The sequence below is a fragment of the Heliobacterium chlorum genome (assembly GCF_014502795.1).
GTDB classification, from domain to species: Bacteria; Bacillota; Desulfitobacteriia; order Heliobacteriales; family Heliobacteriaceae; genus Heliobacterium; species Heliobacterium chlorum.
The window spans coordinates 187,816-208,346 of the sequence record NZ_JACVHF010000004.1; the positions used below are offsets into that span (position 1 = coordinate 187,816).

Consider the following 20,531-nt stretch of genomic DNA (forward strand, 5'->3'; position numbering starts at 1 on the left):
GGTGGATCTCATGGAAAACGTAAAAGTGGGTCTGCAAGGTCACAAAGAGGAACTGGTTACCGTTCAAAACACCGCCGTCAAGTATGGTTCCGGAGGGGTACAAGTCTATGCAACACCGGCCATGATCGGACTCATGGAAGGGGCTGCCGTTGCCGCTGTTGATCCTCTGCTTCCGGACGGCATGGGGACGGTCGGCGTCTCCATCCAGTCGAGCCATATTGCGGCGACCCCCGTCGGCATGAAAGTACGAGCTGAAGCCGATTTGATTGAGGTAGACGGAAAAAAACTGACCTTTAAGGTCGCTGCCTACGACGAAGTCGAAAAAATCGGCGAAGGCATCCATCACCGCTACATCATTCAAGTGGAACGGTTTATGGCCAAAAACTTTGCCAAGAGCAAGAAGTAAATCGATAGAATTAGCAAGGAAGGGAAAACAAGGGCGATAGTCGAATAGTAAGCCAACAGAATAGCTAACAGACCGAATACTGAGGAGGGTACCCGGTGAAAACGGACATCCAAATCGCCCAAGAAGCCACGATGGATCCTATCACAGATATCGCCCATACCCTGGGAATTCCTGACGATGAGATTGAATTGTACGGCCGATACAAAGCAAAAATCTCCTTAAAAGCCTTTGACCGTCTGGAAAGACAGGCCGACGGAAAACTGATTCTGGTGACAGCCATCAATCCCACCCCGGCGGGGGAAGGTAAGACGACGACGACCGTCGGTCTCGGCGATGCCCTGCACCGGCTGGGAAAAAAGGTTGTCATCGCTTTACGGGAGCCATCCCTCGGTCCCAGCTTTGGCGTAAAGGGCGGAGCTGCCGGCGGTGGATACGCGCAGATCGTTCCCATGGAAGACATCAACCTCCACTTTACCGGTGATTTTCATGCCATCACATCGGCCCACAACCTGCTGGCGGCGATGCTCGATAACAGCATCCAGCAGGGCAACCCCCTTAACATAGACCCTCGTCAAGTCGTTTTCCGCCGAGTCGTCGACCTCAATGACCGGGCACTTCGGAACACCATCATCGGCCTAGGCGGCAAGGCTGACGGCGTGCCGCGCCAGTCGGGCTTCGACATCACCGTCGCCTCCGAACTCATGGCCATCCTCTGCTTGTCGAAGGATCTGATGGATTTGAAAGCCCGCTGTGCCAAGATCGTTGTAGCCTATACCTACGACGGACGACCGGTTACAGCGGCAAACTTGGAAGCGCAGGGTTCCATGGCCGTCCTCATGAAGGATGCCATCAAGCCGAACCTGGTGCAGACGCTGGAACATACGCCGGCCTTTGTCCACGGCGGCCCCTTTGCCAACATCGCCCATGGTTGCAACTCCGTCATCGCCACGCGAATGGCCTTGAAATTGGGCGACTACTGCGTCACCGAAGCCGGATTTGGCGCCGACCTGGGCGCCGAAAAGTTCTATAACCTTAAATGTCGTTTTGCCGGACTCAAACCAGCTTGTACGGTCATCGTCGCTACCGTCCGGGCGCTCAAGTCCCATGGCGGCGTTCCGAAAACAGAACTGAACCAGGAAGACCTCGAAGCCCTAGCCGAGGGTTTTGGCAACCTGGAAAAGCATATCGAAAACGTATCCAAGTTCGGCGTGCCGGCTGTCGTAGCCATCAACGCCTTCCCCACCGATACGAAAGCGGAACTGGACTACGTCTACGCCCGCTGCCGGGAAATGGGCGTCGACGTGGCCCTATCGGAAGTCTGGGCCAAAGGCGGTGAAGGCGGAATTGAGTTGGCCGAAAAAGTCATCGCCGCTATTGAAAACAAGCCCTCCCGCTTTCAAGTCCTCTACGACACGGAACTTCCCATCAAAGCGAAGATCGCCACTATCGTGCGGGAAGTCTACGGCGGCAGTGATGTCACCTTTTCTGCCGAAGCAGAAAAACATATTCAAACCTTCACCGAACTCGGCTATGGGCACCTGCCGATCTGTATGGCGAAAACCCAGTATTCTCTCTCCGATGATATGTCGAAAATCGGCCGACCCTCGGGCTTTACGGTGGGCGTGCGCGAAGTTCGCCTGTCTGCCGGTGCCGGATTCCTCGTGGCGATCACCGGGGCCATCATGACCATGCCGGGATTGCCGAAACGCCCGGCTGCCTGTTCCATCGATATCGACGAAAACGGAAAAATCGTCGGCTTGTTTTAAGCGGCAGAACAGTCCCCGGATGGGAATTTCCCTATCCGGGGATTTCTTAATGGACATAACGATTTTTCCCACAAAAAGATCCTTGGGAGGGTGTACGCTGAACAGGGTTCGACGCATCTTAGAACAACCATTCTTTCTGCAATGCCTGGAACAAAACGCAGCCTGGGAAAAGGACCGCTTGTTTTGCCACCACGATCTCACCCACCTGCTCGATGTGGCCCGCATCGCCTACATCCTCGCTTTGGAATCTCCTGACGAGTATCGGCAGTTCACCCAGGCCTTGCACCAGAGGAGCCACGCCGCCGATGCTAGAATTCAAGGTGTCAGCGAAACCGTGAAGGACGAAAAAGCTGAGGCCGTGGAAAAGGCAAATCTAACGATAGATGATCAGATCAAGGCAAAGGCCAAAGAAGTAATCTACAGCGCGGCTTTGCTCCATGACATGGGCAAGTGGAAACAGTATGAGACTGGGGAAGACCATGCCAAGGTCGGTGCCGAGCTTTGTAAACCCCTATTAAAAGATTGTGGATTCAGTGACATCGAAATTGACCTGATCGCTGAGGCCATTCGCCACCACCGGAAAAAAGAACGGAAAATGAGCCCCACCTTTTTGGGACAAATCCTCGCGCGAGCAGACGGATACTCCCGGCTTTGCTGCCGCTGTGAACAAACGAACGACTGTAACTGGAAGAAAAAGCAGGAAACGTTGATTTACTAAGTAGGTGACATGGATGGGACCTATACAAGTGCTGGATATTCAGGATAAGAGGGAACTGGAAGCATATATTGCAGCTACAGGCTGCGATCCGGCTGGAACAGCGATCATGACGGCAAAAGGCTCCTATCGAGTCTTGCGGGTCACCGGTGTTTCCGCCAAAGGAGCCAACCTGTTGAAGCAGGAGATGCTTGCCCGGGGTGGAGACTGCGCCGTCCACCGCCTGACCTGCGTCCTCGACGTCGACAAGACCGACGTGATCCTCATGGGAACGGAGCGGCAATACAGAGATCTTTGCCGAAAACTACAAGTCCAACCCTTTGGCCTAAAAAAATTGGGACAAGCGATTTTAACCACCCTGGAAAAGGTAGAACGACGACAATCGTACCGACTCGATTGCCGGGGTAAATCGCTGCCCATTGGCGAACGAACCTTGATCATGGGCATCTTAAACCTTACGCCAGACAGTTTTTCCGACGGCGGTTCCTACCCAACGGTCCGGGAAGCTCTCCGGCGAGTAGAGGAGATGGTCGAAGAAGGCGCTGACATCATCGATATCGGTGCCGAATCGACTCGTCCCGGCCACAGGCCTCTGACCGCGGAAGAAGAGATGGAACGACTGCTGCCCTTCTTGCGGGAAATCGTTCCCCATTGCCCTGTGCCCATTTCAGTAGATACCTATAAAGCCTCCACGGCGAAGCAGGCCCTTGAAACCGGGGTGCACATCCTCAACGACATCTGGGGACTGCAAGGAGATCCTGAGATGGCTGCCGTCGCGGCCGCCTACGGTGCGCCTGTCGTCGTGATGCATAACCAAGAGGGGACCGAATACAACGATCTTATGGGAGACATACTTACTTTTTTACAAGGGAGCATCGACCGGGCGAGAGACGCTGGTGTGCCCCAAGAAGCGATCATCATCGATCCAGGGATTGGCTTTGGCAAGACCTATGATCATAACCTAGAAGTGATGCACCGTCTCGGCGAACTAAAAGTGCTCGGCCAGCCGATCCTACTGGGCACTTCGAGAAAATCCATCATCGCTAAAACGCTCAATCTGCCTGTCGATGAGCGCCTTGAAGGCACCCTCGCCACGACTGCCTTTGGCATCGCTAAGGGTGTCGATATCGTCCGCGTTCACGATGTCTTAGCCAATGCGAGGGCAGCGAAGATGACCGATGCGATGGTGCGCAGACCCCGAATAGGGAGTAACGCTTTGACGATAGGGGGTGAAAGAAGATATGAAAGAGAGCGGGAGTAAAGACCTGCCGTCGACAACCGATCGTATCTTACTGGAGGGCATGACCTTTTACGGCTACCATGGCGCTCTGCCGGAGGAAACGGTGCTCGGGCAACCTTTTCAAGTCGACCTAGACCTCCATGTGGACCTCGCGCGGGCAGGCAAGTGGGACAAGGTGGAAGAGTCAGTCCATTATGGTGAAGTCTACGAAGAAGTCAAGCGAATCCTAGAGGGTCCGCCCAAAGCCTCGATTGAAGCTGTGGCGAACAGCATCATCGAAGCCGTCTACGGGCGCTTTCCCAAGGTGCAAGGCATCCGAGTCCGTGTTCAAAAGCCAAAAGCCCCGGTTCCCGGCATTTTCCGTTCGATGACCGTGGAGATGTTTCGGTCGGCACCGACGCCTTGCTTTATCGGACTGGGCAGCAATATGGGCCATAAAGCCGGTAACCTTACGCAGGCGCTGCGGATGCTGGCCCAGGTGCCCGGCCTTGCCGTGGTGGACCACTCCTCCTGGTACTTATCAAAACCGGTCGGTTTTACAGACCAAGATGATTTCATGAACGGCGTCGCCCGCATCCTCAGTTGGTTGACACCGCAGGAACTGCTCCGGGTTTTACTGGAGACGGAAAAGGAACTGGGACGGGAGCGAACCTTACGCTGGGGACCGCGGACGATCGATTTAGATTTGCTCCTTTACGGCGATCAAGTCGTTCGCACGGACGACCTAATCGTCCCACATGAACGCATGTACGAGCGGGCCTTTGTCCTTCTGCCGCTGGCAGAGATCGCCCCCGACTACATTCATTTAGACGGCATGACAACGCGCCAGCATGTAAGCCGTCTGAACGATTCCAGCGATGTGATCTTGCATGTACCGAAAAGCTCCGTTACAATATAAAGTGCTGAATTTTGTAGGAAGGCTGTATTCCAATCTCGATGGAAGCGGCACTTTCAAGACAGCAGCCCCAAAAATGCTATCCATTTCACCGCTTGGAGCCTCCTGGGACCGAGACGGAAGGAATATCGGAAGCAGGTCAACAACGTCTTAAAAATTCGGCATGGACGGCAGCATGGCAGTTCAGTGTCGATTGTGATGACGATAGACTCGACCTCCTTCTTCCTCACCGTTTCCTCACGGGAAAAACGGCGGAAGAAGGAGGTTTTTCCATATATGCGCCTTATCAGCAGTGTTAACGAAATGATGGCCTGGGCGAAAGAACAGCGCCGGGTCGGCCATACCATCGGACTGGTTCCCACCATGGGCTACCTCCACGAAGGGCACCTGGCCCTCATGCGCCGGGCCAAAGAAAATTGTGAAAAAGTCGTTGTGAGCATCTTTGTCAACCCTCTTCAGTTTGGTGCCGGGGAAGACTATGAAGAATACCCTCGCGATCTCACCCGGGACAGCCAATTGGCCGATTCAGCCGGAGTGGACGTCATTTTCGCACCCGCCGTCAAAGATATGTACCCCAAGGGATACTCCAGCTTTGTCGAAGTGGAGCAGGTCAGCGATCACCTCTGTGGCGCCGCTCGTCCCGGTCACTTTCGCGGCGTGACGACGGTTGTTTCAAAACTCTTTAACATCGTTCGGCCTGAAATTGCCTTTTTCGGTCAAAAAGACGCCCAACAGCTCGCCATCATCCGGCGGATGGTGGAAGACCTGAACATGGGTATCGCCATCGTCGGCGTCCCCATCGTCCGCGAAGCCGATGGACTGGCCCTCTCTTCGCGGAACGTATACCTCTCCCCAGCGGAGCGGAAAGCCGCCCTCGTCTTGTCACAGTCCTTGAAAAAGGCGAAAGAGCTTATCGGAGAGGGCGAAGGAGAGGCGGAACGGATCCGCCAGGCGATCATCGAGGTCATCGAAGCGGAACCGCTCGCCAACATCGACTATGTGCAAATCGTGGACAACCGCTTCATCCAGCCGATGGAGCGCCTCGAAGGCGAATGTCTCATTGCCTTAGCTGTGCGCTTTGGTAAAACTCGACTCATCGACAACCTGGTCATGGAGGTGTAACCGAATGATTCGCATGATGCATAAATCGAAAATTCACCGGGCCACCGTCACGGAGGCCAATTTGAATTATGTCGGTTCCATCACCATCGACGAAGACCTGATGGATGCTGCCGACATCCTGGAGAATGAAAAGATCCAGGTCGTGAATAATAACAATGGCGCCCGTTTTGAGACGTACGTCATCACCGGTAAACGAGGCTCCGGCATGATCTGCTTAAACGGTGCAGCCGCCCGGCTTGTCCAACCGGGCGACAAGGTCATCTTGATCACTTATGGCATGTACACCGATGAGGAAGCTCGTCGACACAAGCCGACCGTCGTCTTCGTCGGCGATGACAACCGGATCATCCACCAAACGACCGTGGAAAAAGCTCGGACGACGGGGCCGACCGACCTTTCTTGACAATAAAAAGCTCCCTGGGCTAGAATAATCATATATTTTGCCTGCCTCACAAAATTTTTTTCGGCAGGCCGGGGAATGGAAAGGGGTAGGCACTTGAGTCCTCGACCGATGGACCCGGAGAAGTTCGCGTCCTTATCCGATACACTGACAAAACTAAAAAAAGAACGCAATGCAGTCATTTTAGGACACGTGTACCAGCGGCCCGAAATTCAAGAAGTGGCCGATTATGTCGGCGACTCATTGCAGCTTGCCCAGCAGGCCGCCAAAACCGACGCGGACGTGATCGTCTTTTGCGGTGTTCACTTTATGGCGGAAAGCGCAGCCATTTTATCACCCGATAAAATCGTCCTGCTTCCGGAAGAGAATGCCGGTTGTCCCATGGCTGACATGGTGACGGCAGAAGCGCTGCGCAAACGCAAAGCGGAGATCCCCGGCGTCCAAGTCGTCGCCTATGTCAACTCCTCGGCTGATGTAAAGGCCGAATGCGATATTTGTTGTACCTCTTCCAATGCCCTTAAAGTCGTCCAATCGCTTCCGAAAGACCGGCCCATTCTCTTTATTCCTGATAAGAACCTAGGGCACTGGGTCGCTCAGCAAACGGGGCGCAAGGACATCATCCTCTGGGAAGGTTATTGCAACACTCACGACCGCCTCACCGCAGCCGACATCGACAAGGCCAAAGCGGAACACCCGGAAGCCGAAGTGATCGTTCACCCTGAGTGTCAACCGGAAGTGGTAGCAAAAGCCGACTTTGTCGCTTCGACGACGGGTCTCATCAATTACGCTGTCAATTCACCGAAAGACTCCTTCATCATCGGCACGGAAGAAGGCGTGCTGCATCCGCTGCGCAAGAAAGCGCCCCTGAAAAATTACTACTTGGCGACGCGCCAATTGATCTGCCCCAACATGAAGGCGACAAGCTTGGAAAAGGTCCTTTGGTCCCTCCAGGAAATGCGCCCCCGCATCACTGTTGACCCGGTTATCCGGGAAAAAGCACTGGCTTCCTTGGAGAAAATGTTGGCGATCGTCTAGGCGCCCTCCGCAACGAAACGTTATAGAATCGCAGAAGTGAGAGCAGCCACCGGCGTACTGCCGGCGGCTGTTTCCGCATTAAGGAGGCTTTGCCGTGTTCCGGCGCTATTTAGTCCCCTTCGACATCACCCGCCTGCCGGAGGTCGAGACGGATTTTTTGATCGTAGGCAGCGGGATAGCCGGTCTCTATACGGCGCTGAAAGCCGTAGAATACGGCCGGGTCACCTTGTTGACCAAGCGCAAAATCGAAGACTCCAACACGGGACAGGCCCAAGGGGGGATTGCTGCGGCCATCGATCGCAGTGACTCACCGTCGCTGCACTTGCAAGACACCTTGGAAGCCGGCGCAGGACTGAACGACGTGATGGCCGTGGAAGTGCTTGTCAGTGAAGGCCCGACAAGGGTCGAAGAACTGATTCGCATGGGTACACAGTTTGACACTATCGAAGGGGAATTAGCCCTGACCCGCGAAGGCGCACACTCCCGGCGCCGGATCCTCCATGCCAGCGGCGACGCAACCGGGGAAGAAATCCGTCGCAGCCTCTGGGAACAATGCCAGGTTCACCAGGAAATCGGAATCCATGAAGATACCCATGTCATCGACATCCTGCTGAACCAAGACCGCCAATGCATGGGCCTGTTGGCCTGGAACTCCAGCCAAGGCTTACATATATACCGGGGTAAGTTGACGGTGCTGGCTACCGGCGGAAACGGCCAGCTGTACAAATACTCGACCAACCCGGAAGTGACGACCGGCGACGGCATTGCCGCCGCCTACCGGGCCGGTGCTGAAATCATGGATCTGGAATTTGTCCAGTTTCACCCGACGGCGCTTACGAAAGCAGGCTGGCCGACCTTTCTCATCTCCGAAGCGGTTCGCGGAGAAGGAGCAAAGCTATATAACAGCCGTGGCGAGCGGTTTATGCCTCGGTACCACCAACTGGCAGAACTGGCCCCGCGGAACGTGGTCGCCCTGGCGATATGGAAAGAGATGGCCGAAACCGGTGCTCCTTCCGTCCTTCTCGACGTGAGTCACATGGAAGAAGATAGCTTTGCCAAGCGTTTTCCTTGGATATCGAGAACCTGCCACTCCTACGGCATTCAAGTTCCTCAGGAACGCATCCCCGTAGCCCCGGCAGCTCATTACCTCATGGGTGGGATCCGTACCGATCTCTGGGGGCAAACGAATATCCCCCGCTTATACGCCTGTGGTGAGGCTGCCTGTAACGGTGTTCACGGCGCGAACCGTCTCGCCTCGAACTCTCTCCTCGAAGGGCTCGTCTTTGGTGCCCGTATCGTGGAAGGAGGACTGCACTGGCTGGGGAAACGCTTAAACCGGCAGATCTACCACGGTCCCTGGGGCAAAGACAGCCTCTATGATCGCCTTCCTGACGGGGAAGCTCCGGAAAAGGCCGATCTGGTCGCGGCGAAAGTGCAGCAGATCATGTGGGAAAAAGTCGGCCTCTGGCGCTCCGCCGACAGCTTACGGTCTGCCCTGGAAGCCCTCGGTGGGATCGACGGAACTGTCGCCCAGCAAAGCACGGTCACTCGGGCAGTGGAAGCAGCCAATATGCACTTGTTAGCCCGGCTAACGGCCAAAGCCGCACAGACGCGCAGCGAAAGCCGAGGCGGACACTACCGTGTGGATTATCCCGAAAGCCGCTTGCAGTGGCTCCGGCACATCATCATGTCCGTATAAACAAGCGCAGTTAGAGAGGGTGGTACGATGGAACTGTTCGATCCGGAAATTCGTGAACTCGTTACCCGGGCGCTGCGGGAGGATATTGGCAACGGCGACCTGACGACGATGAATCTGGTTCCCGCTGATGCCTACACGCGAGGGATTATCCATGCGAAAGAGGCCGGAGTGATCGCCGGACTTCCGGTGGCCCAAAGGGTCTTTGAGACTGTGGACCCGAGCTTGCGTTTTGAGGCCATGGTCCAAGAGGGAGATAAGGTGGAGAAAGGGACCGTCATCGCCGAAGTCTTCGGCAGCGCCCGTTCGGTGCTGATCGGTGAGCGGGTCGCCTTAAACTTTCTGCAGCGCTTGTCCGGCATCGCGACTAAAACAGCCCGTTGCGTCGAGCAAGTCGCTTATTATCAAGCTCGCATTGTGGACACTCGCAAAACCACACCGGGACTGCGCTCGGTAGAAAAATACGCCGTCCGCATCGGCGGCGGCAAAAATCACCGCTTCGGCCTTTACGACGGCGTGCTGATTAAAGACAACCACATCAAAATGGCTGGCGGCATCGCTCAAGCGGTCAGCCAAGCCCGGCAGGCTGTTCCCCATACCGTCAAGATCGAAGTGGAAGTGGAAGATTTGGCCGGTGTCGCCGAAGCCTTAGAAGCGAAGGCCGACATCATTATGCTTGACAACATGGCACCCGATGTGATGAAGGAAGCGGTACGCATGATCGGCGGAAATGCTTTGATTGAAGCTTCGGGCGGCGTTTCGGAGGAAAGCCTGGTAGAGATCGCCAAGACAGGAGTGCACTTGATATCCATGGGATCGCTGACCCACAGCATCAAATCTTTAGACATCAGCCTGGACGTGGAAGAGATTAAACGGGGGAGCGCCGATGCCACGTAAAGCCATATTGGCAGCCTTAAAAAAAGCCGACGGATATCTTTCCGGGGAAGATTTAAGCCGCACATTAGGAATGAGCCGTTCCGCCGTATGGAAACATATCGTCGCCCTCCGTCAGGAAGGCTATGAAATCCAAGCGCATACCCGACTTGGTTACAAACTAGAGCGGGCGAGCACCTTTCTCATCCCTGCCGAAGTGGAACCGCGGCTGGAGACGGAACGCTTCGGCCGTAACTATCATTTTCATACGAGCTTGCCTTCAAGCAATATAACCGCCAAGGAACTGGCCCGGCAAGGCGCCCTGGAGGGCACCGTCGTGCTGACGGAAGAGCAGACGGCCGGTCGAGGCCGCTTAGGCCGCGGTTGGTATTCTCCGCCTGGCCTGGGTATCTACATGTCCCTCATCATGCGTCCTCGCATTCCCTTAGGACAGACGCCCCAGGTGACGCTGCTCGCTTCGGTGGCTGTCTGCAAAGCCTTAGAGGCAGTCACAGCGGTCCGGCCCCAGATCAAGTGGCCCAACGACATCCTGGTGAACGGAAAAAAACTCTGCGGGATCCTGACAGAACTGAATGCGGAGATGGAAGCCGTCAACTATCTCGTCGTCGGCATCGGGATCAACCTAAACCAACAGCCGGCCGACTTTCCCGGTGACGTGGCTAACGTAGCCACATCGGCGGCCATCGCCGGCGGTGAACCGGTCGACCGGATTCGATTCCTGACCACATTGCTCAGTTTCTTTGAAGCCGACTACGACCACTGGCTGCAAAATGGTTTTGGACAGCTGCGAGAGGAGTGGCTGGCCCGAGCGGCGGGGATGGGGACAACGGTACGGATCATCGCTGGAAAGCAGGAATGGCTAGGTCAGGCGGAAGGCATCGACACGGACGGCGCCCTTCTGGTCCGAAACGAAGACGGGGAACTACAACGCCTGATCAGCGGCGAAGTGAGCCTCCGGCCGGAAGGAGGACAAGGCTATGATTTTGGCCGTTGATGTGGGGAACAGCGACATCGTGTTGGGGATCTTTCAACTGGAGCCTCAACCGGAGTTGAAGTTTCACTGGAAACTATCGACCGATCGCAACCGAACGTCTGACGAATATGCCATCTTGATCCGCAACCTTTTTCGCTTTGACGGCGTCGATCCGAAGGCTGTCAAAGCGATTGTCATATCTTCGGTCGTGCCGCCGCTCACGCCGACACTGGAGCGGATGAGCCGCGCTTATTTCGGACTCACCCCTATGATCATCGGCCCCGGGACGAAAACAGGTATGCCGGTGATCATGGAAAACCCCAAAGAAATCGGTGCCGACCTGATTGTCAACGCTGTGGCCGCTTTTGAACGCTATGGCGGACCGTTGATCATCGTCGATTTCGGCACGGCGACGACTTGTTCGGCCATCTCTGCAAAAGGGGAGTACATCGGCGGCGCCATCGCTCCAGGTGTAGTCGTATCGGCGGAAGCGCTCTTTGCCCGGGCGGCGAAACTGCCCCGGATCGAACTGGTCAAACCGCCGCGGGTCATCGCGAAAAACACTGTCACAGGCATGCAGGCCGGAATTATCTACGGTTTTGCCGGACAAGTGGACGGAATCGTGACACAGATGAAGAAGGAACTCGGCGAAGAGACCCAAGTGATCGCGACCGGTGAAATGGCTGAGCTCATCGCAGCAGAGACGAAGACGATCGATCTGGTCGACCAGTGGCTTACGCTGGAAGGGCTGCGGATTATTTATCAAAAATCACGGGCAAATTGATAATAGGAACGCTCACTCTGTCATTACACCCCAGATTCTTCTATGAGGTTCAAATCTGCGAAATCTAATATTTACGAGGTACAATAGCCCCGTAAAATAGCGATACAGCAGCATGGAAATCTGACATATGTGATGAATGATAAATGGATGGAAGCATGAATAGAGACGAAAAAATTATGCCCCAGCAACAGCATAGGGAAGGAAATCAGGGAGAAGAGAGGCAGCCACTGGTCCAAATGGGCTTGAAGCAGGTAAAACCGGTACGCATCGGTCCCTGGACCATCTCACTGCCCTTTTTTGCTGCACCTATGGCGGGAATTACGGATAAACCCTTCCGGTCGGTGCTCAAAGACCATTGCTGTCCCTTAGTCTACACAGAGATGATATCGGACAAGGCGCTCACCTACGGCAATCGCAACACCTTAGAACTGTTGGATATCGCGGGGGAGCCGCGGCCTATTGCTCTGCAGATCTTTGGTTCTGAACCGAATGTGATGGCGAAAGCGGCGCAGATAGTGGAAGCGGAAGGCGCCTCGATTATCGATATCAATATGGGCTGCCCGGCGCCGAAGATCGTCCGCAATCAGGAAGGCTCCTGCCTCCTGAAGACACCGGACTTGGCCGTAAAAATCGCCGAAGCTGTCGTCAACGCCGTCAAAGTTCCTGTCACCGTCAAGATGCGATCCGGCTGGTCTGGCGGCCAAATCGTGGCTCCGGAACTGGCCCGGCGACTGGAGAGTGTCGGTGTCCGAGCGGTCACCGTCCACGGGCGGACGCGGGAGATGTTCTATTCCGGCAAAGCCGATTGGTCTATCATTCGTGCGACAGCGGAGAATGTCTCGATCCCGGTCATCGGTAACGGAGACATCTGGGAGCCCGAGGACGCTATGCGGATGCTAGCTGAGACAGGTTGTGCCGGTGTCATGATCGGCCGTGGCAGTATGGGTAACCCTTGGATCTTCTCTCGCCTGGTCCGCTGGGTCGAAACAGGTGAATTGCCGCCTCCTCCCACTGCAGAAGAAAGGATCCGGCAAGCCCTCATTCACCTGGAACGCATGGTAGCGATGAAGGGGGAAGACCGGGGCGTCCGTGAGATGCGGGGGCACTTGAGTTGGTACTTAAAAGGCATACGAGGCGCCTCGCGGCTACGAGCGGAGATTAACGCCTTAGAGCGGATCAATGAGGTCGTCCGGCTGCTGCAAGCTTATCTGGAACAACAGAAAATCATTGAAGAGTCAAGATAAAGACGGGTTTGTCTCCTTTCATCGGGGGCAAGCCCGTTTTTCTTTCTGTCTAAGTCACTTTCAGGGTTGTGTTTCTTTTACTGTCTTGGTACTATCTATACGAAGAATAAAACTGTACTACGTTCAAAAACATACGTAGTCAAAAAACATGCGTAGTCAAAATATATACGTAATCGAAAATATGCGTAATTCAAAAGTCGCCAAGGCCCAGAAATCTACGATACGGAACAACAAAGATAATAAAATTCTTTCTAGGATGTGAAATCGATGCCCACCAACGAACCTATCGGCCAGGGGCGGATGGAGAGAAAAAAGGAAGAAACCAAAAAGAAGATCATTGCCGTTGCTTTGCAGTTATTTAAGCAACAGGGTTTTGAGGCGACGACGATGGAGCAAATCGCCCGGGAGGTCGATATCGCCAAAGGAACCCTTTATAATTACTTCCCCGTCAAGGAAGCGATCATTGACGAGCATATCAAGAGGACCTTTCGTGTAAAAAATGCCGAAAGGATGCTGCGCTTACAGGAACTGCCGGACACACGCTCTCGCATGACGGTCATCTTCCACGAATTGATGGAAGGAGTATTGGCGAACAAAGAGTTTTTCGAAAAATACATCGTATACCGAATGCGGAATATGGTGTCCTTCAAGCAAGACGATAGTGAGAAAAGTGGATTTTACTTAGTAGCACAGGAGATCATCCATATGGGACAAAAAGGCGGGGAAATTCGAGACGATGTGCCGACCCATGTGTTGGTCGATCTCTGTGAGTTTGCCTTCGTCGAGGTCGTAAAACAGTGCTATTTAGAACCTGAGGGGCTTTCGGTTCAAAGTAGTATCGAGCAATGCATCGATCTCTTTATTCAGGGAGCGAAAGCGTGAGTTAAACCAAATTACCTAGAGGAGGATTAAAATGCCGAGCATCCAGGCTCGTTTATTTCGTTTTGTACTGGAGCACCGCCATTTATTGCGCTTTCAGCGCAAGCGAAGAACCCATTTTGATTTTACTACGTCGATCGCTGAGTTCCGCGAAGACTGTGAAAAGGGCGCTCGCTTATTTGGGAAGTTACCGGAAGGGATCGACGTAACACCCTTGCAAATCAACAACATCACGGCAGAATGGATCCAGCCATCAGAGCAGCCGAAAGATAAACTTATCGTCTATGTTCATGGCGGGGGATATGTTTCAGGCTCTTGCAGTGATCACCGCGCGATCGTCGCAAGAATTGTCAAGAGCACCGGTATAACGGCATTGCTCTTCGAGTACCGTCTAGCGCCTGAGCATCCCTACCCGGCCGCTATCGACGATGCCGTCGATGTATACCGATGGCTTTTAGGCCAAGGGTTTTCACCGTCGAATATGCTGATCGCAGGAGAATCGGCTGGCGGCGGTCTAGCCTTAGCCCTGTTGCTGGCCCTCCGGGACTTACAGATCGCCCTTCCCGCTGCTGCCGTAGCCATCTCTCCTTGGACAGATCTGAAGTGCACAGGAGACTCTTACCGGTCAAAAAACGAAGTATCCCTAGCTCCGTTGAATTCGTGGACCGTGTTCAGTAAATATTACGCCGGTGATAAGGACCCCACGTTACCATGGATATCCCCGCTCTATGGTGAGCTTCACGGGCTGCCTCCTCTACTCCTCAATGCGGGAGAAGATGATGAGCTATTCGATGATTCCATCGCCTTCGCGAAAAATGCGAAAGCAGCGGGTGTCGATGTCACTTTGCGAGTGGGAGAGAGAATGGTTCATTGCTATCCTTTTTTGCCGGCCTTTATACCAGAGGCACGGCAGGCGATGAATGAGATCGTCGAATTTATCCAAGGACATCTCGCTGTGAAAAAGTAAAGTAATGACTTCAAAATACAGGAGGATAATGGTGATATGTGGAGAAGAAAGGTTTTACAGTCATCATTAATCACCGTAGCTGAGTAAAACCTTTCTTAAGGAGAAAAGGTATGGACAAGTATTACCTCGATGCAAAAAGTACGGTCCTGATGATCATCGATATTCAGGAGCGACTCTATGCGGTGATGGAGCGGGGCAATGAAGTAGTTCGTAAGACGGGCGTCCTCATCGCTGCCGCCAAACGTCTCGGCGTCCCGATCATTTATGTAGAGATGTACCCGAAGGGGTTGGGGAGAATGGTCACAGCCCTTGCGGACAATCTTAAGGACGCCCACCACTTTGAGAAAATCACCTTTTCCGGCTGTACGGGAGAAGTCATGTCCTGCCTTGTTCAAATGAAGCGTAGAAAAATCATCGTGGCCGGGATGGAGACCCATGTCTGCGTCTTTCAAACCGTTCGGGACTTACTGCGCGATAAATATCGTGTGTTCGTGGTTTCCGATGCAGTTTGTTCCAGAGATGATGATAACCGCCGGAACGGACTCGAGTTGATGGCCTCCATGGGTGCCGTCGTAACAAACACGGAAACAGTGTTTTTCGACCTACTCAAGCGAGCGGGAACAGAGTTATTCAAAGAACTGTCTCCATTAATCAAGTAATTTCGTAGCCGCTACGATAGCACCTTGTACATAATAGACTACGGGAAAGAAGTAGGGAGGAGATGAAGTATGCCGCAAATCATGATACGAGGCATGGAACTAAACGACATTAAAAGGATCAGCAAGCCTCTCGTCGACGAACTCAGTGAGGTCATCGGTTGCCCACGAGATTATTTTACTATCGAGCAAATCCATTCGACTTTTATCGCCGACGGGGAGATCACGAAGGCCTATCCCTTTATTCAGGTAAACTGGTTTGACCGGGGACAAGAGATTCAAGATAAAGCGGCGAAGGTCATCGACAGTTATGTCCGTGACGCCGGATATGAACAGGTGGAAGTCTACTTCATCGTGCTGAACGAAGAAAAGTACTATGAGAACGGGGAACATTACTAATCGACCTCATCGGATGGGTAAAGGAAATGAGTGGACAATTAAAGACTAACTCTTGATAAAAAAGACTGCCCGATCTAGAGGCAGTCTTTTATTATACTTTCACCGGTGACATACAAATCGTAAAGCTTCATAAATTTACTATTAAAAATGAAAAGTAACGCTTGAACAAGGGAGGTCGTCCCATGCGTCGGACTTTACTGGTCTTCGGTCTCTTCGGGGTTTTGGTCTACTGTATTTATGGCTATTACCTGGGATACCAGCATGGAGTATTCGAAGCTCTCATCAAGCAAGCTGTTGCAGACAACAGTTTGGCTTTATATTGGGATGCAACAAGTCGGTGGAATAGGATCAACGCACAACATGCGCACGGGATTGGTTTTTCGATTTTGGTACTTCTCGCAGGGCTAATGTGGAATGAGGTCTGGTTTTCAGAAAAAATAAAACGATATCTAGGGTTCGCGCTGATCGGTGGATGCGTCAGTGCAAATCTAGCTATCGCCGTTTATTACATTCCAGTCATGATTTTAGGGGAAGTAATCCTGCTCATCTGCTTAGGTGCGACGCTGGTTGGAATCGTGAAAAGAAGCGTGAATAAATTTGAATAAAGGGAAAGGGACAGCCTTTTGCTAGTTGAAAAAAGGGGAACCTTTCTATTCCAGAAAACGTCATATATACAACATCTAATAAGTACATAACATCCCAATCCTATTGGAGAAAGGAAGAGAACGTACATATGCGCAAACCGGTCCCCAAGCTTCTCGCCGCCAGTTTGACGGCCCTGTTGCTGACTTCGGCAGTCCCAATCGGATTTGCTGAAATCCCATCAACGGCAAATGTGGAGGTGCTCTCCACAGCACAAGCCAAGAAGAAAAGTGCTTCTACACTGGCAGAAGCGATTCAATTGGCCCGATCCTGTTTTGAGCTCCCTCCAGAGTATGACCAATTTACCTCTAATTACGAGACCTCTGATAAAAATCACTTCTGGTCGTTAAATTGGAGTTGTCAGAAGGTAGGGGAAGAGGGAAGTATCAATATTCGCATTGATGCCGACACAGGAATGATCTTGAACATGTTCGAATCGAGGGGCGGCGGCAGTATGCGTCCAGACGCCTACAAAACACGAAACATCTCCCGCCAGGGGGCTCTGGCCAAGGCCAAAGCTATCATGCAAAAAACTCTCGGTGACGAACAGATCGCTGAAATGGAATTACTTGATAACTCCGTCGACGGTGTTCAATGGTCTCCTTGGGAGAGAGAGGGATACTACCATTTTGAATGGCGGCGTAAAGCCAACGGGATCCCCTTTCCGGGAGATGGCGTATCCATTTCTGTGGCTGGCAGCGACGGTCATGTAAACAACTATAGTTTTACATGGAATAAGGAGCCATTGCTTCCTCCGCAGAACTTGATTTCTATCCAGCAAGCGGTAGAAACCTTTAAGAATACGCCGATGCTGGAACTGCAATACATACTGCAGGAAGGCGTACATTCAAATCCCAAAGAGAAGAGGCAGGCCAAAATTGTCTACCGGATGTACAACCGGGCCGACGGGAATATCGACGCGTTTACGGGCAAGCCTATCACACCACCGCCTATGTTTTATGAAGAATATGGTTTTGTAGGTGGCGGTATGGGCGGAATGGGAGGTGGCATCCCGGATAACGCTAAATGGACACCGCAGGAACAAGCAGCCATAAAGCTTTCGAACGATCTGGTGAAAAAAGAGACGGCCCTCGCAGCGATAATGAAGTGGTTGGCACTGCCTCCTGATTCAATCTTAAATTCTGCCCAATTACTGGACAATCCCGACGATAAACAAGGCCCGGTTTGGTCTTTTTATTGGGTAGCAAATAAAAGTCATGAGATGGTTGCGAGTGCCGCAGTCAGTGCCAAGACCGGAGAATTATATCGCTTCGAAACATTTACGGCATCGGAGAATCTGCCAGGTCAAATGAACCGCCAGGAAGCACAGCCGATCGCTGAGGAGTTCCTTAAAACGGTGCAGTCGAAGAAATTTCCCCAGACAAAACTGGACAACTACGACATGAGAAATTTCGTTCGTGCAGATGGAAAGAATATGCCCTATCAAACGTTCAGATACCGGCAGATGGTCAATGGCGTGCCCTTTATGCAAAACTATTTAGAGGTCAATGTCGATACAGTGAACAAACGCATTGCCAGCTTTACTAGTGAGTGGAATGAAGATGTCTCCTTTCCAACCCTCGATGGACTGCTTTCTCCGGAGCAAGCAGCCGATAAATACCTTGCCTATAGTCCAATGACCTTATGCTATACGACGGCGCTAAGCCCCCTTGATGCCAAAACACCAAAGTTAGTCTATCAACCTGTTTTAAAGCCAGGGATGAGCGGGTACAACAGCATCGATGGGAGGACAGGTCAGCCGCTCGACTGGAGCGGACAAGCTATCGCCCTTCCTATAAGGGATATCTTTCAAGACACCCGTGGACATCGAGGCGAAAAAGAGATTAAACTTCTCGCTCAGATGAATCTGTTCCGCGAATATGGCGAGGACTTTCATCCCGATGAAGAAATCACAACCGTTTCACTGCTGCGGGCCATCTATGATACTCAGTTTGGAAAACAGGTTGGTCCCCTATCGAGGGATGAAGATGTGATGCGCTACGCTCGCCAGAATAATTGGATTGATGCCGATGTAAAGGCAGAAGATAAAATCGACCGGTTGAACCTAGCGAAAATTATTGTCCGCTATTGTGGCTTGGAACGTTCTGCCCGGCTAAGTCAAATCTATAAAGTTCCCTTCAGCGATGCCGATGCAGTCCCGGCTGAAGGAATCGGCTATGCTGTCATTGCCGATGCGCTTGGAATCGTACCGGCTCAGGATGGCCGATTTGTACCTGACCAAAAGGTTACTCGTGCCGATGCGGCGGTGGCCGTAGCGAAGATGCTTAACCTAAATCCGGACCTCTAAATGGGAGTCTATCCTCAGGGTCTATGTCAGGATTCCTTTTCGAATCAAAGAAAGCCGTCTCCAATATGGTTTTACATCGGAGACGGCTTTTTTGCGATGAATCAGATATAGACTTATTACCATTTGGTGATAGTAATCGACTCGATTTGGTGACGAGGAAGGTTATTCTGCGTTCCGGTCACAATAGATATGCATCGCCTCACACATAAAGGCGGCAAGACCCGGTTTTATGCCGTCAATGTTCGCCGTAAAGCGCTCATCCTGCACATATAGATCGCCGAGGCCTCGAAAAATTTCTAAGGTGCAAGTGTAAAAGTGATCCGTAATGTGCTGACGCCATTGACCGATAGCCTCTTGTACCTGAGGCTCAGATGGCTCATAATCCATCAAATCGGCGAGGTTTTGATAGATTTTATTTGCCTTTGTCTGAATCACCGCCCAGTCATCTTGCGAATAGCCAGCCGTTTTCTTTTGGCTTTCTTGATATGCAGAAGAACGGACATATTTCTGGCGTGTTTCTTCTGCATATTGCTGCTGATGCCGTTCGATTTCGGTCATGTCGAAAGCCTCGAACATTTCCTTTTTCGCCATGAGGTCTCCTCCTTCGATGGTGTAGAGTGTTTTGTCCACTAAGTCGATAATCGCGTCAAGCCGTTTCCGTTTTTCGAGTAGTAATTTCTTTTGGGAGGCCAACGCTTGCATTCGGTCAAAGCCGGGGGTGTCCAAGATTTCCCTAACTTCTTGCAGACTGAAGTCAAGTTCTTTAAGGAACATGATTTGTTGCAACCGTTCGAGGTCCTGGTCCGTATAAAGCCGATAGCCGGAATCAGTGGTGGATGTGGGCTTTAACAGGCCGATCTGATCGTAGTGGTGAAGGGTACGCACGCTCACCCCGGCCGTCTCAGCCACGTCTTTTACTTTATAGGTCATCCCATCACCTCGTGAATTAGAATAAACTATGACGTTACGTCAAAGTCAATAGAGCCGTTTATCAATCAATCGCTTTTCTAAGACACAAATGTCGGAAAGTGTTTTTTCATATATTCGGCTAAAGATTGAAGCACTTTATCTGACCATGGTATTATAAATATATCCAGAATACCATTTTATTTTCAGTAACCGCGACAAAAAGATATTGTGACTGTGGAACCGTTTTAGGTGCCATATGGAGAAACGAACAGATGGAAAGAGAGATCAAAGCGCTTACGGAAGCGGGGGGCATCATACCGGATAACCTAAGGCGACCTGGTACTGATGAACAGGAAACATCGGAACATGCCTTAGAAGCGGAAAAATGGATGAAATTCATTCGTGAGGTTATATCCTCCGGTTATACGTCACGAATGGGATTATTGTACCATTGGTATAGCGGAGGTGTTCGAACAGAAGAATTTACGATCAAATCAAGGCTCGATATCCCCATCTCAGAAGCTTCGCCAGATCTTTTTATGGAAATGGAACAAGATCGACTGTACCAATTCTGCCTAGCCTAAGTCGGTGGGAAAAAGCG

Annotated in this window: 21 protein-coding genes; 20 read left to right on the plus strand and 1 reads right to left on the minus strand. The window is 52.3% G+C overall.

What is annotated here, in order from left to right; translation table 11 throughout:
* Positions 1-10: 10 nt before the first annotated feature.
* The 19 genes from H1S01_RS06870 (at position 11) to H1S01_RS06960 (ending at position 19,021) form a co-directional block, all read left to right on the plus strand.
* The gene (locus H1S01_RS06870) at positions 11-406 is read left to right on the plus strand and encodes a thioesterase family protein (RefSeq protein ID WP_188039342.1); all 396 of its coding nucleotides are present in this window, start codon (positions 11-13) and stop codon (positions 404-406) included.
* A 95-nt stretch (positions 407-501) separates the two neighbouring features.
* Positions 502-2,172: a formate--tetrahydrofolate ligase gene (locus tag H1S01_RS06875; RefSeq protein ID WP_188039343.1), complete on the plus strand. Its 1,671-nt coding sequence runs from the start codon at positions 502-504 to the stop codon at positions 2,170-2,172.
* Between the two features lie 49 nt (positions 2,173-2,221).
* Complete coding sequence (locus H1S01_RS06880; protein ID WP_188039344.1) at positions 2,222-2,890, plus strand: HD domain-containing protein; 669 nt, start codon at positions 2,222-2,224, stop codon at positions 2,888-2,890.
* 13 nt (positions 2,891-2,903) lie between these two features.
* Positions 2,904-4,148, plus strand: coding sequence for a dihydropteroate synthase (gene folP, locus H1S01_RS06885; RefSeq protein ID WP_188039345.1), 1,245 nt, complete (start codon positions 2,904-2,906; stop codon positions 4,146-4,148).
* The gene (gene folK / locus H1S01_RS06890; protein ID WP_188039346.1) at positions 4,129-5,025 is read left to right on the plus strand and encodes a 2-amino-4-hydroxy-6-hydroxymethyldihydropteridine diphosphokinase; all 897 of its coding nucleotides are present in this window, start codon (positions 4,129-4,131) and stop codon (positions 5,023-5,025) included. Before folP ends, folK begins: the two co-directional genes overlap by 20 nt.
* Positions 5,026-5,298: 273 nt before the next feature.
* Positions 5,299-6,144: a pantoate--beta-alanine ligase gene (panC, locus tag H1S01_RS06895; protein WP_188039347.1), complete on the plus strand. Its 846-nt coding sequence runs from the start codon at positions 5,299-5,301 to the stop codon at positions 6,142-6,144.
* A gap of 4 nt (positions 6,145-6,148) precedes the next feature.
* Positions 6,149-6,547, plus strand: a complete 399-nt coding sequence (panD, locus tag H1S01_RS06900; protein ID WP_155475610.1) for an aspartate 1-decarboxylase — start codon at positions 6,149-6,151, stop codon at positions 6,545-6,547.
* A 108-nt stretch (positions 6,548-6,655) separates the two neighbouring features.
* Positions 6,656-7,579, plus strand: a complete 924-nt coding sequence (nadA, locus tag H1S01_RS06905) for a quinolinate synthase NadA (protein ID WP_188039382.1) — start codon at positions 6,656-6,658, stop codon at positions 7,577-7,579.
* Positions 7,580-7,673: 94 nt separating this feature from the next.
* The gene (gene nadB, locus H1S01_RS06910; RefSeq protein WP_188039348.1) at positions 7,674-9,278 is read left to right on the plus strand and encodes an L-aspartate oxidase; all 1,605 of its coding nucleotides are present in this window, start codon (positions 7,674-7,676) and stop codon (positions 9,276-9,278) included.
* Between the two features lie 27 nt (positions 9,279-9,305).
* Positions 9,306-10,172, plus strand: coding sequence for a carboxylating nicotinate-nucleotide diphosphorylase (nadC, locus tag H1S01_RS06915; protein ID WP_188039349.1), 867 nt, complete (start codon positions 9,306-9,308; stop codon positions 10,170-10,172).
* Positions 10,162-11,163, plus strand: coding sequence for a biotin--[acetyl-CoA-carboxylase] ligase (locus tag H1S01_RS06920; protein ID WP_188039350.1), 1,002 nt, complete (start codon positions 10,162-10,164; stop codon positions 11,161-11,163). The genes nadC and H1S01_RS06920 overlap by 11 nt, the downstream gene beginning before the upstream one ends.
* Complete coding sequence (locus tag H1S01_RS06925; RefSeq protein WP_188039351.1) at positions 11,147-11,926, plus strand: type III pantothenate kinase; 780 nt, start codon at positions 11,147-11,149, stop codon at positions 11,924-11,926. Before H1S01_RS06920 ends, H1S01_RS06925 begins: the two co-directional genes overlap by 17 nt.
* Positions 11,927-12,081: 155 nt before the next feature.
* Positions 12,082-13,170, plus strand: coding sequence for a tRNA dihydrouridine synthase DusB (gene dusB, locus H1S01_RS06930; protein ID WP_341479047.1), 1,089 nt, complete (start codon positions 12,082-12,084; stop codon positions 13,168-13,170).
* Between the two features lie 267 nt (positions 13,171-13,437).
* Positions 13,438-14,052: a TetR/AcrR family transcriptional regulator gene (locus H1S01_RS06935; protein WP_188039352.1), complete on the plus strand. Its 615-nt coding sequence runs from the start codon at positions 13,438-13,440 to the stop codon at positions 14,050-14,052.
* Positions 14,053-14,083: 31 nt separating this feature from the next.
* Positions 14,084-15,016: an alpha/beta hydrolase gene (locus H1S01_RS06940; protein ID WP_188039353.1), complete on the plus strand. Its 933-nt coding sequence runs from the start codon at positions 14,084-14,086 to the stop codon at positions 15,014-15,016.
* 110 nt (positions 15,017-15,126) lie between these two features.
* The gene (locus H1S01_RS06945; RefSeq protein ID WP_188039354.1) at positions 15,127-15,675 is read left to right on the plus strand and encodes an isochorismatase family protein; all 549 of its coding nucleotides are present in this window, start codon (positions 15,127-15,129) and stop codon (positions 15,673-15,675) included.
* Between the two features lie 69 nt (positions 15,676-15,744).
* Positions 15,745-16,071 carry a DUF1904 domain-containing protein gene (locus tag H1S01_RS06950; RefSeq protein WP_188039355.1) on the plus strand — a complete coding sequence of 109 codons (327 nt, stop codon included), beginning with the start codon at positions 15,745-15,747 and terminating at the stop codon, positions 16,069-16,071.
* Between the two features lie 182 nt (positions 16,072-16,253).
* Entirely contained in the window at positions 16,254-16,676 is a 423-nt protein-coding gene (locus H1S01_RS06955) for a hypothetical protein (RefSeq protein ID WP_188039356.1), read from the plus strand.
* Between the two features lie 128 nt (positions 16,677-16,804).
* Positions 16,805-19,021 (plus strand): YcdB/YcdC domain-containing protein, encoded by a 2,217-nt coding sequence (locus tag H1S01_RS06960; protein ID WP_188039357.1) that lies wholly within the window; start codon positions 16,805-16,807, stop codon positions 19,019-19,021.
* Positions 19,022-19,183: 162 nt separating this feature from the next.
* Here the strand turns inward: H1S01_RS06960 and H1S01_RS06965 are convergent, their stop codons facing one another.
* A complete protein-coding gene (locus H1S01_RS06965; protein ID WP_188039358.1) occupies positions 19,184-19,951 on the minus strand; it encodes a MerR family transcriptional regulator in 768 nt (255 codons plus the stop codon).
* A gap of 251 nt (positions 19,952-20,202) precedes the next feature.
* Here H1S01_RS06965 and H1S01_RS06970 point away from each other — a divergent pair, with 251 nt between their 5' ends.
* Positions 20,203-20,514 carry a hypothetical protein gene (locus H1S01_RS06970; RefSeq protein WP_188039359.1) on the plus strand — a complete coding sequence of 104 codons (312 nt, stop codon included), beginning with the start codon at positions 20,203-20,205 and terminating at the stop codon, positions 20,512-20,514.
* Positions 20,515-20,531: the final 17 nt, after the last annotated feature.

Excerpts from the sequence above, each read along its gene's own strand:
- folK (WP_188039346.1), top strand. The coding sequence starts at position 4,129 with ATGAAAGAGAGCGGGAGTAAAGACCTGCCGTCGACAACCGATCGTATC.
- H1S01_RS06945 (WP_188039354.1), top strand. The coding sequence starts at position 15,127 with ATGGACAAGTATTACCTCGATGCAAAAAGTACGGTCCTGATGATCATC.
- H1S01_RS06960 (WP_188039357.1), top strand. The coding sequence starts at position 16,805 with ATGCGCAAACCGGTCCCCAAGCTTCTCGCCGCCAGTTTGACGGCCCTG.
- H1S01_RS06950 (WP_188039355.1), top strand. The coding sequence starts at position 15,745 with ATGCCGCAAATCATGATACGAGGCATGGAACTAAACGACATTAAAAGG.
- H1S01_RS06925 (WP_188039351.1), top strand. The coding sequence starts at position 11,147 with ATGATTTTGGCCGTTGATGTGGGGAACAGCGACATCGTGTTGGGGATC.
- panD (WP_155475610.1), top strand. The coding sequence starts at position 6,149 with ATGATTCGCATGATGCATAAATCGAAAATTCACCGGGCCACCGTCACG.
- nadC (WP_188039349.1), top strand. The coding sequence starts at position 9,306 with ATGGAACTGTTCGATCCGGAAATTCGTGAACTCGTTACCCGGGCGCTG.
- H1S01_RS06880 (WP_188039344.1), top strand. The coding sequence starts at position 2,222 with ATGGACATAACGATTTTTCCCACAAAAAGATCCTTGGGAGGGTGTACG.
- panC (WP_188039347.1), top strand. The coding sequence starts at position 5,299 with ATGCGCCTTATCAGCAGTGTTAACGAAATGATGGCCTGGGCGAAAGAA.
- folP (WP_188039345.1), top strand. The coding sequence starts at position 2,904 with ATGGGACCTATACAAGTGCTGGATATTCAGGATAAGAGGGAACTGGAA.
- nadA (WP_188039382.1), top strand. The coding sequence starts at position 6,656 with ATGGACCCGGAGAAGTTCGCGTCCTTATCCGATACACTGACAAAACTA.
- H1S01_RS06970 (WP_188039359.1), top strand. The coding sequence starts at position 20,203 with ATGGAAAGAGAGATCAAAGCGCTTACGGAAGCGGGGGGCATCATACCG.
- H1S01_RS06935 (WP_188039352.1), top strand. The coding sequence starts at position 13,438 with ATGCCCACCAACGAACCTATCGGCCAGGGGCGGATGGAGAGAAAAAAG.
- H1S01_RS06870 (WP_188039342.1), top strand. The coding sequence starts at position 11 with ATGGAAAACGTAAAAGTGGGTCTGCAAGGTCACAAAGAGGAACTGGTT.
- H1S01_RS06955 (WP_188039356.1), top strand. The coding sequence starts at position 16,254 with ATGCGTCGGACTTTACTGGTCTTCGGTCTCTTCGGGGTTTTGGTCTAC.
- H1S01_RS06965 (WP_188039358.1), bottom strand. The coding sequence starts at position 19,951 with ATGACCTATAAAGTAAAAGACGTGGCTGAGACGGCCGGGGTGAGCGTG.
- dusB (WP_341479047.1), top strand. The coding sequence starts at position 12,082 with ATGAATAGAGACGAAAAAATTATGCCCCAGCAACAGCATAGGGAAGGA.
- H1S01_RS06920 (WP_188039350.1), top strand. The coding sequence starts at position 10,162 with ATGCCACGTAAAGCCATATTGGCAGCCTTAAAAAAAGCCGACGGATAT.
- H1S01_RS06940 (WP_188039353.1), top strand. The coding sequence starts at position 14,084 with ATGCCGAGCATCCAGGCTCGTTTATTTCGTTTTGTACTGGAGCACCGC.